This is a genomic window from Anaerofustis stercorihominis DSM 17244 (genome assembly GCF_000154825.1).
In the GTDB taxonomy this organism is placed as follows: Bacteria; Bacillota; Clostridia; order Eubacteriales; family Anaerofustaceae; genus Anaerofustis; species Anaerofustis stercorihominis.
The window spans coordinates 643,054-658,220 of the sequence record NZ_DS560015.1 but is presented as its reverse complement, the minus strand read 5'-3'; the positions used below and the strand labels follow the sequence as shown (position 1 = coordinate 658,220).

At 35.1% G+C, this 15,167-nt stretch carries 14 protein-coding genes; 8 read left to right on the top strand and 6 right to left on the bottom strand.

The window, feature by feature from the left end; translation table 11 throughout:
- Window positions 1–5: 5 nt before the first annotated feature.
- From ftsW to ftsZ, 5 genes are all read left to right on the top strand, one after another.
- Window positions 6–1,109 (top strand): putative lipid II flippase FtsW, encoded by a 1,104-nt coding sequence (ftsW, locus tag ANASTE_RS03095; protein WP_007049469.1) that lies wholly within the window; start codon window positions 6–8, stop codon window positions 1,107–1,109.
- 722 nt (window positions 1,110–1,831) lie between these two features.
- Entirely contained in the window at window positions 1,832–2,941 is a 1,110-nt protein-coding gene (gene murG, locus ANASTE_RS03090; RefSeq protein ID WP_007049466.1) for an undecaprenyldiphospho-muramoylpentapeptide beta-N-acetylglucosaminyltransferase, read from the top strand.
- Window positions 2,942–3,578: 637 nt separating this feature from the next.
- Window positions 3,579–4,832 carry a UDP-N-acetylglucosamine 1-carboxyvinyltransferase gene (gene murA / locus ANASTE_RS03080; RefSeq protein ID WP_007049464.1) on the top strand — a complete coding sequence of 418 codons (1,254 nt, stop codon included), beginning with the start codon at window positions 3,579–3,581 and terminating at the stop codon, window positions 4,830–4,832.
- A 10-nt stretch (window positions 4,833–4,842) separates the two neighbouring features.
- Entirely contained in the window at window positions 4,843–5,622 is a 780-nt protein-coding gene (locus ANASTE_RS03075; RefSeq protein WP_007049463.1) for a cell division protein FtsQ/DivIB, read from the top strand.
- A 107-nt stretch (window positions 5,623–5,729) separates the two neighbouring features.
- Window positions 5,730–6,848: a cell division protein FtsZ gene (gene ftsZ / locus ANASTE_RS03070; protein ID WP_007049462.1), complete on the top strand. Its 1,119-nt coding sequence runs from the start codon at window positions 5,730–5,732 to the stop codon at window positions 6,846–6,848.
- 81 nt (window positions 6,849–6,929) lie between these two features.
- Here ftsZ and ANASTE_RS11890 read toward each other — a convergent pair whose 3' ends face one another.
- From ANASTE_RS11890 to ANASTE_RS03060, 5 genes are all read right to left on the bottom strand, one after another.
- Window positions 6,930–7,082, bottom strand: coding sequence for a hypothetical protein (locus ANASTE_RS11890; RefSeq protein ID WP_007049461.1), 153 nt, complete (start codon window positions 7,080–7,082; stop codon window positions 6,930–6,932).
- A gap of 112 nt (window positions 7,083–7,194) precedes the next feature.
- A complete protein-coding gene (locus ANASTE_RS12055) occupies window positions 7,195–7,368 on the bottom strand; it encodes a hypothetical protein (RefSeq protein ID WP_007049460.1) in 174 nt (57 codons plus the stop codon).
- A 705-nt stretch (window positions 7,369–8,073) separates the two neighbouring features.
- Window positions 8,074–8,244, bottom strand: coding sequence for a DUF1540 domain-containing protein (locus tag ANASTE_RS11680; RefSeq protein ID WP_083781739.1), 171 nt, complete (start codon window positions 8,242–8,244; stop codon window positions 8,074–8,076).
- 78 nt (window positions 8,245–8,322) lie between these two features.
- Window positions 8,323–9,117: a delta-lactam-biosynthetic de-N-acetylase gene (locus ANASTE_RS03065; RefSeq protein ID WP_007049459.1), complete on the bottom strand. Its 795-nt coding sequence runs from the start codon at window positions 9,115–9,117 to the stop codon at window positions 8,323–8,325.
- Window positions 9,118–10,132: 1,015 nt separating this feature from the next.
- On the bottom strand, window positions 10,133–10,573 hold the full coding sequence (locus ANASTE_RS03060) for a hypothetical protein (protein ID WP_148345002.1): 441 nt from the start codon (window positions 10,571–10,573) through the stop codon (window positions 10,133–10,135).
- A 135-nt stretch (window positions 10,574–10,708) separates the two neighbouring features.
- Between ANASTE_RS03060 and ANASTE_RS03055 the strand changes: the two genes are divergently transcribed.
- The 3 genes from ANASTE_RS03055 to ANASTE_RS03045 all read left to right on the top strand — a co-directional run bounded on the left by ANASTE_RS03055 (window position 10,709) and on the right by ANASTE_RS03045 (window position 14,049).
- Window positions 10,709–10,873, top strand: coding sequence for a rubredoxin (locus ANASTE_RS03055; protein ID WP_007049457.1), 165 nt, complete (start codon window positions 10,709–10,711; stop codon window positions 10,871–10,873).
- 119 nt (window positions 10,874–10,992) lie between these two features.
- Window positions 10,993–12,822, top strand: coding sequence for a translational GTPase TypA (gene typA / locus ANASTE_RS03050; protein WP_007049456.1), 1,830 nt, complete (start codon window positions 10,993–10,995; stop codon window positions 12,820–12,822).
- A gap of 660 nt (window positions 12,823–13,482) precedes the next feature.
- Window positions 13,483–14,049 (top strand): YgjV family protein, encoded by a 567-nt coding sequence (locus ANASTE_RS03045; protein WP_052294582.1) that lies wholly within the window; start codon window positions 13,483–13,485, stop codon window positions 14,047–14,049.
- A gap of 236 nt (window positions 14,050–14,285) precedes the next feature.
- Here the strand turns inward: ANASTE_RS03045 and ANASTE_RS03040 are convergent, their stop codons facing one another.
- Window positions 14,286–14,618 carry a helix-turn-helix transcriptional regulator gene (locus ANASTE_RS03040; RefSeq protein ID WP_039944667.1) on the bottom strand — a complete coding sequence of 111 codons (333 nt, stop codon included), beginning with the start codon at window positions 14,616–14,618 and terminating at the stop codon, window positions 14,286–14,288.
- Window positions 14,619–15,167 lie beyond the last annotated feature (549 nt).

Here is a 15,167-nt window from a genome sequence, read left to right as displayed (position 1 = left end):
GTTAAATGAACGAAGGAAGAAAAAGAAAAAGGACAATGGATTACTGGCTGCTCCTTACTATAATGGGGCTGACCATATTCGGGATAGTATCTATTTTTTCTGCCAGTATGTATAACTCGGGAATAAGCGGAAGTCCTTTTTCCTATTTTACCAAACAGCTTATTTTTGCTATCATCGGAACTATTTTGATGATAACTATTTCAAATATAGACTATCGTAAAACAAAGCAGTTTGCTCCCATTGTAATGATAGGAGTTATAATAATGCTTGTCCTTGTTTTATTCATAGGTACTAATGTAAACGGAGCGAAAAGGTGGATAAGGATAGGAAGTCTCGGAACGATACAGCCCAGTGAGTTTACAAAAATAGCTCTTATCCTTTTCCTTGCTTATTACATCGAAAGGAAAAAAGAGCTTATAAGGAGTTTCCGTTACGGTATATTGCCTGTCATAGGTCTTGCACTTATAGTATGCGGACTTATTGCTTTGGAGCCTAATCTTTCTACCGCGACTATCATAGGTGCACTTATAGTAGGTATGCTCATAATCGGAGGTATGAACCTAAAATATTTCATACCCGTCGTAATAGCGGGTGTGGGAGGGATAGTATTCATGATAATAAGTACCCCGTGGAGACTTACGAGAATGCTTACTTTCCTTGACCCTTGGGCTGATATAAAAGGTGCAGGCTGGCAGATCTGTCAGTCGCTTATGGCACTGGGTTCGGGAGGACTTTTAGGACGAGGTTTCGGTCAGGGGAAAGCAAAGCTGTTATTCATGCCCGAACCTCAGAATGACTTTATATTTGCTCATATCGGTGAAGAAATGGGACTTATTTTCGGGATAATACTCATTGCTGTTTACTTATTCCTTATTTGGAGATGTGTTATTATCGCTCTCAATGCGCCTGACAGCTTTTCCATGCTGTTCTGCGGAGGAATGGCGGGACTTCTCGGATTACAGGTATTTATAAATATAGGTGTTGCGACGGCACTTATACCCGTAACCGGTATGCCTCTTCCATTCGTCAGTGCGGGAGCTTCCTCCCTTATATCTCTGATGTGCGGTATGGGGGTAGTGCTCAATATATCCAAACATTGTAATATTTGATTCGCCCAAAAGGGCGAACCATAATTCTGTAAGGCTCTGCCTTACAAACCGCCCTTTTTTGTCCGAAGAAACAAAAAAGGAGTAAAAGTTTTTCCACTGCGTGGTGCTAAGAGCTTCGCTAAAAAAGATATTAAACTTATTTAAGTCATTCACTCGCATATTACCTAAAAAATTTATTAGCTTTAATACAAGGCAAAATTTTTATTTATATGGGGTAGGGGATGCGACTGTTTTACAAAATGCGGGCAGCATTTTGTAGAAAATCCAGTCGTTATAAGCCACCGCGGCTTGAGCGGAGATTTTTTGGTACTTTTTAATCTTTTAAAAAGTGCCGGGGTTTTAGGGGCAGAGCCCCTAGGAAGTTGTTTCTTTATAAAAGAAATAAAAAAAACCAATAACTTAATTGCAATTTTATTCTTTTATTAGGATAGATTTGCAGCTAAGTTATTTCGATTATTGACTAAAATAATCGGTAGTTAGCTTAGAATGTTTATATACATATATTAAATATTATACTTAAAATAAAACCTTGCTAAAATTAGGGAGGGGTAGCAACTGTTCAAAATTTTCGAGCGGAAAAATTAAGTAAATCCAGTTGCGTATATAGCCACCGCGGTAAGCGGAGCCCTTTGTTCTAAAACTTTGAGTGAACAAAGATTTAGCAGGGTGTAAGGGACGGAGTCCCTTGACTGTTTGTTTCTTTAAAGGAAAAGGAGAAGACTATGAAAATTTTAATCGCCGGCGGCGGTACCGGAGGTCATATATATCCGGCCGTTGCAATTGCAAATCAAATAAAATACGAACATCCCGACGCTGAAATAATGTTCGGCGGAAGAATGGACTGCATGGAAGCGGATATAGTTCCAAAAGCGGGGTATAAACTGAGCAGTATACGAATTTACGGTTTTGAAAGATATTATTCCAAACTTCAAAAGGCGGGAGTTTTCATTAAGATGTTTCGCGGATTTAACGACGCCAGAAAGCTTGTTAAAGAATTTGACCCCGATGTCGTTATCGGTACGGGAGGTTTCGTAAGCGGTCCCGTAGTCCTTGCGGGAGCTTTAAAGGGTAAGCCTACTCTTATCCATGAGCAGAACGCAACACCCGGGTTTACCACAAAGACACTTTCAAAATGGGCAAATGTGGTTTGTTCGAGCTTTGAAAACACCAAGGAATTCGTGAAATATCCCGACAGAGTGGTTCATACCGGTAACCCCGTAAGAAGAGAGTTCGGGCTTTATAACCGTGAAATTGCCAGAAAGACGCTGGAAGTGGATAAAAACAGAAGAGTGATAGTCTGTTTCGGAGGAAGTCTGGGAGCAAAAAACTTAAACGACTCTATGCTTTATTTGATAGATAAATATAAAAACAGAGATGACGTTTATATTTATCACGTAACGGGAAAAGCCGGATATGACGAGTTTATGGAAAATGCAAGTAATCAGGGTATAAACTTCGGAGAGATACATAATGTGGAGATAAAAGACTATGTATACGATATGCCTTTGCTTTTAAATGCCGCAGACCTTGTTATTGCAAGGAGCGGTGCGGGAGCTATTGCGGAAATCACATACGTCGGACTTGCCGGTATCTATATCCCTTATCCTCTTGCAGCCGATGACCACCAAAGGAAGAATGCCGAGGAAGTCGAAAAGGCGGGAGCGGGGATAATGATTTTGGATAAAGATTTGAGTGCTGTCAAGCTCGCGGGAGAGGTGGACAAGATACTTGATAATGAAGAGCTTTTAAAGCAGATGAGCTATAGAGCAAAACTCCTTTCCAACCGCAACAGCGCGGAGATGATAGTTGATGAAATCGAAAAGCTCCTATAAGGGCTGTCTGCCCTTAAAAAACCGACCATTCTGTGACTGACCTAAAACTCTTTTGGAGTTTTAGGTCAGTCACAGAATGGAAGAAAGGACCCGCTGGGCGAGGTGCCTAAGGCTTCGCCAAAAGGGATCTTTAACTTACTGAAGTCATTCATCCGTTATTTACCTAAAAGAGTTATTACTCTATAATAAAAATAAATTTTAAATTTAAGAGGGCGGAGTAGTGACTGTTCCCTGAAAATCGGGTAGATTTTCAGAGGAAATTCAGTCACGTTAATAGCCACCACGGCGATTGAGTGGAGCCCTTTATTTTATCTTTGGGCGAACAAAGATAAATGGGGTTTGGGGCAAAGCCCCGAAAAGAGTCTTCGGGACACTTCCCGAGGAAGCAGGACGAAGTCCTGCAAATAAGCTTCACCGGTGCAGTGGACAAGTCTTAAAAAGTGTATTGAAAAAATCTTTGGACAAGCAAAGAATGGCGGGCTATGGGGCAGAGCCCCTTATATATTTATTTTTTGTAGAAGAAAGGTCTTAGGACTGTGTCCTAAAAAGCTATGCCCTTTCGGGCAGAATAAAATACCTCTCACAATATAGTCTTAGTTTGAATAATATAGACTATATAGGTATGGGAGGAAAGTAAATGGACAGTTTCGTTATTGAAGGCGGCAGAAAATTAGACGGCGATATAAACTTGCAGGGCTGTAAAAATGCGGCTTTACCGATTTTGGCAGCATCTATATTAAGCAAATCCGAAAGTATTATACATAATGTACCGGGTATCGAAGATGTAGGTATAATGATAAAATTACTTAAAGACCTTGGATGTAAGGTGATAAAAGAAGGAAACACCATATCGGTAAATTCCGAGGATTTAAATAAGACGAGCCTTAATGAAGGCTTACTCAGAAAAATGCGATCTTCCATCATGTTGATGGGGGCGGTTCTTTCTCTTAATAAGGAATGCAGTTTTTCTATGCCCGGCGGGTGTGATATCGGACTCAGACCGATAGACATGCATATCAAAGCATTAAAAGAGCTGGGCTGTGAAATGAGTGAAGAAAATGGTATCATAACTCTTAAAGGGGAACATTTAAAGGGAAAGAATATCCAGCTTGATTTTCCCAGTGTAGGTGTTACGGAAAATATTATGCTTGCTTCCGTATTGGCAGAGGGTGTGACCTCTATAGGTAATCCCGCAAAGGAACCGGAAATAATCGACCTTCAAAATTTCCTTAATTCCATGGGGGCGAGAGTATACGGAGCCGGTACAAATACCGTTTATATCGAAGGGGTCAAAGAGCTTCACAGCTGTGAATATACCGTCATGAGCGACAGGATAGCATGCGGGACATTTATGTGTCTTGCGAATATGACGGGCAGCAGTATATATTTAAAAGACGCAAAAGTAGATACGATGAAAGCCGTCTACTATAAATTGATGGAAAGCGGTGCCAGGTTCAAGATATACAGCGACGGGATATTGATAAAGGGCGCCGATAAGATAAAAGCCATAGATTCTCTTATTACACTTCCTTATCCCGGATTTCCCACGGATATGCAGTCTCAGTTCGGTGCGATGCTCTCTCTTGCAGAGGGAGTAAGTATAATAAACGAAACCATATTTGAAAACAGGTTCAAATATACATGCGAGCTTACCAGAATGGGTGCAAACATGAATGTAAACGGGACTACCCTCGTTATAAACGGAGTAGATAAGTTAAGCGGTGCAAATATGTACGCCGAGGATTTAAGAGGCGGCGCCAGTCTTGTGATAGCCGCACTTGCCGCAGAGGGCAAAAGTAATATTTACGATATATATCATATCGACAGAGGATATGAAAATTTAGAAAAGACTTTAAGAGGACTTGGAGCAAAAATAGACAGAAATCAGTAAAGGTGTTATTATGGGTAAGAGTTATTATGAAGCACATACATACAGACCTAGAAAAAAGAGGAGAAAAAAAAGACGCAGATTTTTCAATCCGAAATCGCTTCTTATTATTTTCATATTCATAATCATAATCGTAGGTGCTTTATTTGTAACTTCTTCCGATATTTTTAATATCGAAAACGTAGAAGTTGAAAACAATCAAATATCCAATAAACAGGAGATCATCGCAAGAAGCGGTATAATAGAAGGGGAGAATATTTATTCTTTCAGTGCGGGAAAAGCCGAAGATGAAATAGAGAGGATAACTATAGTAAAAAAAGCTAAGATACATAGAAAATTCCCCTCAACGGTCGTAATAGAAATAGAAGAAAGATCTCCTTATTTCATACTTCAGGAAGAAAAGACTTTTTATGATGTAGACGATGAGGGCAAGGTCATATCCTCATCCGATACACTGACCAGGTATGATGTTCCCATAGTTACGGGGATAAAGATAAAAGACCTTGAAGAAGGTAAAAAATTATTTGATTTGAATGATGTACAAGTTCAGACTTTAAAACAAGTTTTAGAATTTTTGAAAGAAAATGAAATGCTTAAGAAAGTTTCACAGTTTTATGCTGACGGTTCGGGAAAATATAATCTATACTTTGAAAACGGAAGTGTCCTTCAGTTTTCAAACTTTTCCGCTTTTTCGTACCATAAAAGCTTTGTCCTCTATTTCATAAAGAACATGGATATGAAGCAGAAGGTAGAATTGATACAGGGAGTTAACCCAATATATAGTAAGATATAGCATTTAAAGTCAAATATGTAGTAAAAATCACAAAAAAGTGTTGCATATATTAAAAAATAATATTAAAATAGAATAGAATTAGTTTACTATGTTTAGGAGGAGTTATTATGCCATACGAAATGGAAGATATACATATGGGTAATTTTGCGGATATAAGAGTAATCGGCGTTGGCGGCGGTGGCAACAATGCTGTTAATAGAATGATAGAAGGCGGACTTCAGGGAGTTAGGTTCGTAGCGGTAAATACCGATGCACAGGCTTTGAGTGAATCTTTAAGCGAAAACAAAGTGCAGATAGGAGACAGGACTACAGGCGGTCTCGGTGCAGGTGCAAATCCACAAGTCGGACAAGAATCTGCGGAAGAAAGCAGTGATGAACTTAAAAAAATCGTAGAAGGTGCAGACCTTTTATTTATTACCGCAGGAATGGGCGGGGGAACAGGTACGGGTGCGAGCCACGTTATCGCTAAGATAGCAAAAGAACTCGGTGTACTTACAATTGCCGTTGTAACAAGACCATTCGGTTTCGAAGGTAAAGTAAGAGCCTCCAATTCAGATCTTGGTATAAGACTTCTAAGAGAGCATGTAGATGCATTAGTAGTTATCCCAAATGAAAAATTACTGGGAATAGCAGATAAGAATACGACATTCAAAGATGCGTTAAAATTAGCCGATGATGTATTATCACAAGGTGTCAGAGGTATCTGCGACCTTATCGGTATCACGGGTATCGTAAACTTAGACTTCTCTGACGTTAAGACTATCATGAAAGATGCCGGAATGGCACACATGGGTGTCGGATACGGTACGGGCGAAGATAAAGCCGTTGAAGCCGTACAGGAAGCAGTTAAATCTCCGCTTCTTGAAACAAGTATCAAAGGTGCTACCGGGGTTATCATCAACATTACCGGCGGGGAAGATCTATCATTATTTGAAATCAATAAGGCTGCGGAAATAGCAAGAGAAGAAGCAGACCCTGATGCAAATGTTATCTTCGGTGCCGCAATAGACCCAAGCCTTGAAGACAGCGTTAAGATAACTATCATCGCTACAGGCTTTAACATGAAGAATAAAAATGGACAACTTGTTGAACTTGCGGAAGAAGAAATAAAGAAAGAAATCGAACCTCAGGAACAGGAAGTTAAGAAAGAAAAGAAGAATGACTGGGGAGATATCCCTGATTTCTTAAAGGATTCTTTATCAAGAAGAGACAGAGACGATTATTAATATATGAAATTTAAGACCGCTTAAAGCGGTCTTTTTTACATATTTTAAAATTTGATAATCAATTAAATAAAAAGGAAAGACTTAATGTCCTTCCTTTTTTATATTTTCCGAAATATCTTTTATTATCATTTTGATTGCTTTATCTTTAGATACCTTTTTGATTTTACAATACTCCATCAATTTACTGTAGCTGTCTTTATCTAAATCAATGTCCAAATATTCTGTGTCATTCATTATTTTAACCTCCGTTTATTCCTTGCCAAACAGAAGTATGCAGTGTATAATATTTACATACTCCGTTTGGGGTTGGTAGTCCATGTCATCTTGCAGGGTGCTGGGCTACCTTTTATTTTTTTAGTTCCTCGTAGACCTTCTTTATTCCCATTCTTATGATTTCGGATTTTGTCTTTCCTGTGATGTCACTGCAGTATTTCAGCATTGAAACATCATTTTCCGAAAGCCTTATACGTGTATTCAATGTCTTAGGGTCATCTGTCGGTCTTCCTCTTTTAGATACCAAGTAAAATCACCGCCTTTTTTCGTATCCATATATGTATCATATATGTTGATACATAATAAGTCAATATATATTTCATATGTTCGTAACTTGTAATTAAGATATGGTAAAAAAATTATGTATTTAAAATTGAAGTAAATCAGAAAAAATAGTATATCGATATTTAATTAATATAAATAAAAAAATTAAAATATCATATCTTATTTTTTTAATAAGTATTAAGTTTATATTACTATTACTATGCTATTTAAAGCTTAATGTTTTAAAATTTAAGCAGGAGATAAGGGTTATTTTATTAATAAATTTTTGTTTATAGTCAATATTGATCGTAACATGAAAATTAAAAAATAAAAAAGGAAGAACTCATTGTTCTTCCTTCTTAGGTTAGATTTATTTTATTGTATGACATAAAAATCATAAACCTATATTTATATTTTTATATCATACTCATTATATTGAGTCGTTACGTACATTTTCGATTCTGACTCAACAGTTAATAGGGGAAGGGGTAAGTCTGTTTGCTTAATAATTCAATATTTTGCAATAAGATTTAAAATTGTTTTACCTTTATTATCCGTTTAAGGGGATGGGATGAGACTTTTTTAAGAAAATTGGGCAAATTTTCTTAAAAATCAAGTCGAATTTAGCCACCGAGGCTTAAGCGGAGATTTTTAGTACTTTTAATCTTTTAAAAGTACGTATACGTTGTTATTTACAACAGTTTTCTTTTAATTTAAAAGATTTACAGTCAGTACAAGCACATTGTGTAGGATGAGCTTCGTGAGTTCCTACCTTGATTGATTCCAATGAACAGTAGTTACAATCCTGACAATTGTATTCACAGCTTTTAACATCACATTGAATAGCAGTATTTTTCATTTTATATCCTCCTGAATTTGTAATTAAGTAACTTAACGTTACATAATTAGTATGTGAAAAATGAAAAATATTATTAAACTATTTTGCAAGTTCGTCTAAACTTTTAAAAGTATATCCTTCCTCTTTGATTTTTGAAAGCAAATCTCCCAGTACTTCGCCGTTGGTTTTTGAAGTTGAATGAAGAAGTAGTATGCATCCGTTATGAAGTTTGGGAAGCACTTTGTCGAACACTTCGCTGTAACTTTTCTGCTGATTATTGTTCCAGTCGTTATAAGCAAGTGACCAGAAAATCGTTTTATAACCCATGCTTTTTGCCATAGCCAAAGAATGTTCGTTAAAAGTTCCTTCAGGCGGTCTTAAATATTTTTTGATTTCCTGTCCTGTGGTTTTTTTGTATAGATCCGCAAAATCATTGACCTGCTTTTTAAATTCTTCGTCGCTGACATATCTTAAATCTTTATGAGAATATGTATGATTTGCTACTATATGTCCTTCTTTAATCATTCTTTTAACGAGTTCCGGATTTTTTTCAAGGTAGTTTCCTACTAAAAAGAATGTTGCCGGCACCTTTTGTTCTTTTAATGTATCAAGGATTTTTTCGGTATATCCGTTTTCGTATCCTGCGTCAAAAGTAAGATAAATATTTTTTTCATTTTCATTGCCTACATAATAAGCATCATATTTAGAGAGCGTTTCTTTATCCGCGTTCCCGACAGGCTGTTTCCCGTCCCCGTAGTTTCCGAGTCCCCATTCGGTCTTGTCTATCCCCGCACTTATTTTGTGAATAAAACCAAAACATATGACCGCGATTATAATCACCGCAATAATTCCAAATAAAATAGATATAAGTTTTTTTCTGTTAAGATCAATCATTGTTTATCCCTCCTAATAAAGTATATAGACAAAGTCCATCTTTATGATTAAACTTTCTAAATTTTAATTTGGTCCTTATTTATCACGTATGATATCTTTTATAATTTTAAGCGTTTTAGTATTGTGTATATAATTTTATATATATTAAAATGTTCAAAAGATATGTTTATTAAAAACCATTTTTTAATTGTTGATTTTATGATACTGGGAAAATTAAAAATCCTTAGGTTATGCTTTGTGTCCGGGCGCGGAATCTCGTGAAGCGAGGCGTAGTGCCCGGTATTTTTTTATATTAAATTTTTATTTTATTATTAGTATTCCGCAAAAATAAATTTAAATGAAAAAAGACACCAAATAGGTGCCTTTTTTCGAAACAAAACAATATCAATTTCAAAGGATAAAAATATAACAATAAACTTTTTTATTTATTTTTATATTTTACAAGGATTATTATAAAACCCTTAAATTAAAATAAAATGATAATAGAATTAATATTATATAAATTTTCCTATATTTTTTATTAAGAATTTGTGAATATTGCGTTTACGGGGCACTACGCCTGCTTTCGGCAGATTCCGCGCCCCGTAATCAACTCTTCTTTTCATTTTTATTTTTAATTTAAAAAAATAAAAAAATCCATCTTGCAACGGATTTTTTTATTAGTGTTTCAATTCTCTGTTCTAAAATACGTAATCTTTTAAAAATATATAATTTCTTTACTTTTTAATTATATCACAAGAGAACACGAATTCATCACATTTAATTCAAACTTAAGAATTTTTTAATAATTAAGGAATAGTAAAAAATACCAGCCTTATGATATATGTAATGACATACAAAATCAGAATAATGATTAAAAGTGTACTTCTTGTTTATATAATTATATATATTTAAGATATATTAAGTTCTATAAAATATATATTATGGTATTATGTTTTCTTATTAAAAAATTTAAACCTGTTTAATAATAACAACGTCTATTTACCTAAAAAAGCTATTAACCAATGAGAGCATTTTATATTATGATAAGTCCGAGTATCAATAGCCCTAATACCGTAAGGACTTCTCCGAAAGACATTTGAATCAAAGTTTTTGAAAACACTTCTCTGTCTGTGATTTTATTTACATTGTTTCCCGCAAATGTGGCTTTTATTATCATAGCCGCAAAATTCAAAACTGCGATGACGGAACATGTCCTTATAAGATTTGTGCTTAAAATAAGTTCAAAGCTCCTGGTGTAAATCAACAGACTTTCCATTACCGCAAAAACGATATTTGTCATACAAACGACGTATAAAAGGAATATTTTATTCTTTTCTTCCGTTTCTTTATTTGCATTTTCTTCGTAGGTTATAAAATCTTTTTCTTTCTTTTTCTTTAAGTTTATGTACAAAACAGTATATAATGCACCTATAATACTGAATGATAAAATAATTATATATGGTAAGTATCTCATGTCATTCTCCTTTGATATAAAATATATCATAATTATTCGCTCCTCTCAAGTTTTAATCATAACTTTGATTAAATTAAAACCGTCTGTATAAAATAATATTTTTAAGAGAAAATATATAGAAAACGGAGGTATGAAATGGCTAAATACGAATGTACATTATGTGGATATATTTATGACGAAGAACTCGGAGATCCGGATAACAATATCCCGCCAAATACAAAGTGGGAAGATGTTCCCGATACTTATGTCTGCCCAGTGTGTTTTGTTAAAAAAGACGCATTTGAAAAACTTGAAGACTAATGTCTTAAAATTGACAATACCCTTGTATAGTGCTATAATCTATAAGTTAATGAAGATTATGGTGCTATTTTTTTGCACTTTTTATTAAATGCTCATATTATATTAAAGGAAACAAATAAATGAAAAAAGAGAATATTAGAAATATTGCTATTATTGCCCATGTAGACCATGGTAAAACGACGCTTATAGATGCAATGCTTAAACAAAGCGGTACATTCAGAGATAACGAAGATGTAAACGAAAGAGTCATGGACTCCAACGATTTGGAAAGAGAAAGAGGGATTACGATCCTTGCAAAAAACACATCTGTATACTACGACGATATCAAAATTAATATCGTAGATACTCCGGGACATGCCGATTTCGGCGGGGAAGTGGAAAGAAGTTTATCCCTTGTAAACGGGGTAATCCTCCTTGCGGATGCATTCGAAGGATGTATGCCTCAGACGAGATTTGTTTTAAAGAAAGCTTTGGAACAAAACCTGCCTGTTATCATCGTTATAAACAAAGTCGACAGAGAAAATTCCACTCCGGAAAAAATCGCTGACGACGTACTTGAACTTTTCATAGACCTTGAAGCGGATGAAAGCTATCTTGATTCAAAAATACTTTTTGCTTCCGCTAAACAAGGCTGGGCAAGCGAAACTCCTCAGAGACAAGCAGAGGGTATGGGAGTACTTTTTAAGGCTATCAAAGATGAAATACCTTGTCCTGTGGGAGATGAAGAAGGGGATTTTCAGTTCCTTGTATCAAATATCGAATACGACGAATACACAGGAAGACTTGCTATCGGTAAGATAGAAAGAGGAAGTGTATCGACAAACGAAAGCGTGACAATAGCGAGAAAAGAGGGGGAAATATCAAAGGGTAAGATTTCTCAGCTTTATACTTACGAAGGACTTAACAAAGTACCTTGCAAGAGTGCAAGTGCGGGCGAAATTATTTGTATCGCGGGTATTGCAGATATAAATATAGGTGAAACCATAGGTTCCGCAGAGGGCGTGGAAGCAATGCCTTTCGTTGAAATCGACAAACCCGTACTTTCCATGAATTTTTCCGTAAACACTTCTCCTTTGGCTGGAATGGACGGAAAATACGTAACAAGCAGACATCTCAGAAACAGACTGTTCAGAGAGCTTTTATCCAATATTTCTCTTGAAGTAAAACCTACGGATAGTGCGGATACTTTCAAAGTATCGGGTAGAGGGGAACTTCATTTATCTATACTGATAGAAAACATGCGTAGAGAAGGATATGAATTCATGGTTTCAAAACCGACCGTAATCACAAAGGTTATCGACGGAGTTAAGTGTGAACCTTTCGAAAGGCTTGTTATCGACGTACATGACGACCATACTGGAACGGTAATCGAAAGCTGTGCCAACAGAAAAGGTGAGCTTTTGAATATGAACAAATCAAGCGACAGCTATACAAGACTTGAGTTCATGATACCGTCCCGCGGACTTATAGGATACAGAAGTGAACTTATGACTGCGACAAAGGGAACTGCGGTAATAAATTCAAACTTTGAAAAATATATGCCATACAAAGGCGACTTCGAAGGAAGGAGCAGAGGTTCTCTTATAGCAAGCGAACCGGGAGAAAGCATTACTTACGGACTTTACAACGCTCAGGAAAGAGGTTCTTTATTCATAGGACCAAACACTACGGTTTACGAAGGAATGGTAGTCGGAGAAAATGCAAGACCCGACGATATGACGGTAAACGTATGTAAGCGTAAGCAGGTAACGAATATGCGTGCTTCCGGAAGCGACGAAACTTTAAGACTTACTCCTCACAGACAGCTTAGTTTGGAACAGTACCTCGAATTCATAAATGACGACGAACTGTTGGAAGTAACACCAAATCATTTAAGAGTAAGAAAAGAATACTTGAATAAACAAGACAGGATAAAAGCGGAAAACAGAAAAAAACAACAAGGTAAATAAAATATAAGGGGCTCTGCCCCTAAAACCCCGCAAAGTTTTTTCCAAAGCGAAAAAATTTTGAGAAAAACGCTTCCGCGGGAGCCGCGGAGGCTTTAATAGACTGAATTTCCTAAAATTTTCTGCCCGAAAATTTTGGAACAGTCTATACCCCAACCCCGTAGTAGAAGTTTTACTTTTATTATGGGGTTTAGTTAATTAAACTAATAACTTTTATAGTATATGAAAGATTGGCGATTGTTTCAAAAATCTCGGGCAGATAAGTATTCCTTGGAAGAGAATTTACCTTGCCAAATATATAAAGGTGTATTCAATTATAAAAGATAAAACTTTTATTTATTGGGAGGGGAGAAGTGACTGTTCCCTAAAAATCATGTTATTTAGTGTTTTTCTATACTTAAATTTGCAATTTTCTTTAATTAATCCTACTTTAATACCACTATGTTTACATGAAATATATTTTCTTAAATTTAATTTAAGAAATTTTTTAGGCAAATAGCGGATGAATGACTTCAATAAGTTAAAGATCTTTTTTGCCGAAGGCTAAGCACCACGCAGTGGAAGAATTTTTCTCAAAGTTTTTTTTCTTTGGAAAAAACTTTGCAGGGTATAAGGGACGGAGTCCCTTGAATGTTTGTTTCTTAAAAAAGAAAGGAAAAAATAATGAACAACATAATCATAGGCAATATAATATCATTCATTGCGGCTCTTTTTATGATATCGAGCTGTATAGTAAACGACAGAAGCAGAGTGTTCATGCTTCAGTTTTTTAATTCCTTTCTGCTCGGTATAGCGTCGTGGTTCTTTGCTTCTTATGCGGGTATTGCCGCACTTCTCATTTCTTCTGTAAGGAACTTTATTGTTTCAAAGGATAAATTTACGAAGAATGTAATGATTGTATTCCTTATTTTATCGGTGACCTTGGGAGTAGCAGTCAATAACAGAGGCTTTATCGGTCTCATACCTATTATCGCGACCGTACAGTATACTCTTTGCAGTTATTATGTAAAAGGGGTAAAGGAAACGAGATACAGTATATGGGCTAATCTTTTTATGTGGATAGTTTATTCCTTTTCGATACTCGATTTTTCGACGGCACTGTCGGATTCAACTACACTTATCATAAATACCATATCAATAATAAAACATAGAGACAGTGAAGTATCTATGGAAGAGATAAAAGAAAATATCACTTTTGATGATTTTGATTATGCGTCGGATAAAATATAAAAGATATAGGAAAGATTTTTAAAAGCATGGCTTGGCTGTGCTTTTTTATTATTTATCATTGATTAAAGTTATAGAATTATTTATTAAATCAAGCTATTTTAATATATTTAGAAAAAATAAATTTATGATAATATAAAGAAAAATATATTTATATTACTTTAGTTAAGAATTGATTGAATGAGTTACTTAAATTGTTCTTTAAAATGGTTAAAGGGGCTTAGCCCCTTTTATTTTGATTATTTGATAAATATAGCACATGAGATACCGATAATCACAAGCACTACCAAAACCGCCGCAATAAACTTTATATATAACATCATATATCCGGCTATCTTTTCCGTATTGGATACTTTGTTTTCGATGACATTCCTTATATCGTTATCGGTAAGTTCATCAAGACTTATTTTATATAGTTTTGCTATGGATATGGACTGTTCTATGCTTGGTGAAGTCTGTCCCGTTTCCCAGTTTGAAATGGTCTGTCTGGTCACATTAAGTTTTTCTGCGGCTTCTTCCTGAGAGTATCCCTCTTTCTTTCTTATCATCGTCAATTTCTCGCTTAAGTTCATTAGCTATTCTCCTTTTTTTATTCTATGATAGCTATAGTGATATTTAAAGTCTATCAAATACCTTTTGCAGCATGTAAAAAGGCTTTTGCATGAATAAATAGTAGATTTTATTTATTAAAATCGTAGTAAACCATGGTTATATACAGTCTAAAAGTCATTTGATATTATAGATTAATTATATCACAAAACGTATTTGATATATGATTATAAATTCTATAGTGTCTTACAGTTCTTCTTATTAAGATATCTTTTCATCTTTCAAAATGCAGAACAGCTGTTTATTAGAGGAAGTATAGTAATAACTTTTTTATATTTATTGATAGTGTTTGTATCCGCTGTTATTTCTTGCAATATTCTATAATACTTAATGAAATAATTAAATGAAAATAGTAAAAAATGATAAATGGAAACTTATTTTTGTATCAGTCAATCAAATGAAATCTATCTCAAAAATCTTATTAGTTCAAGTTTTAGGAATAATTTTAACTGTTGATTTTTATTGATATATTCTTTAACAAATATAGAACATTACTTTATTCATTTGTTTGT

What these genes read in the sequence shown, in the direction of transcription:
- ftsW (WP_007049469.1), top strand. Translation starts at nt 6, where the DNA reads ATGAACGAAGGAAGAAAAAGAAAAAGGACAATGGATTACTGGCTGCTC.
- murG (WP_007049466.1), top strand. Translation starts at nt 1,832, where the DNA reads ATGAAAATTTTAATCGCCGGCGGCGGTACCGGAGGTCATATATATCCG.
- murA (WP_007049464.1), top strand. Translation starts at nt 3,579, where the DNA reads ATGGACAGTTTCGTTATTGAAGGCGGCAGAAAATTAGACGGCGATATA.
- ANASTE_RS03075 (WP_007049463.1), top strand. Translation starts at nt 4,843, where the DNA reads ATGGGTAAGAGTTATTATGAAGCACATACATACAGACCTAGAAAAAAG.
- ftsZ (WP_007049462.1), top strand. Translation starts at nt 5,730, where the DNA reads ATGCCATACGAAATGGAAGATATACATATGGGTAATTTTGCGGATATA.
- ANASTE_RS11890 (WP_007049461.1), bottom strand. Translation starts at nt 7,082, where the DNA reads ATGAATGACACAGAATATTTGGACATTGATTTAGATAAAGACAGCTAC.
- ANASTE_RS11680 (WP_083781739.1), bottom strand. Translation starts at nt 8,244, where the DNA reads ATGAAAAATACTGCTATTCAATGTGATGTTAAAAGCTGTGAATACAAT.
- ANASTE_RS03065 (WP_007049459.1), bottom strand. Translation starts at nt 9,117, where the DNA reads ATGATTGATCTTAACAGAAAAAAACTTATATCTATTTTATTTGGAATT.
- ANASTE_RS03060 (WP_148345002.1), bottom strand. Translation starts at nt 10,573, where the DNA reads ATGAGATACTTACCATATATAATTATTTTATCATTCAGTATTATAGGT.
- ANASTE_RS03055 (WP_007049457.1), top strand. Translation starts at nt 10,709, where the DNA reads ATGGCTAAATACGAATGTACATTATGTGGATATATTTATGACGAAGAA.
- typA (WP_007049456.1), top strand. Translation starts at nt 10,993, where the DNA reads ATGAAAAAAGAGAATATTAGAAATATTGCTATTATTGCCCATGTAGAC.
- ANASTE_RS03045 (WP_052294582.1), top strand. Translation starts at nt 13,483, where the DNA reads ATGAACAACATAATCATAGGCAATATAATATCATTCATTGCGGCTCTT.
- ANASTE_RS03040 (WP_039944667.1), bottom strand. Translation starts at nt 14,618, where the DNA reads ATGAACTTAAGCGAGAAATTGACGATGATAAGAAAGAAAGAGGGATAC.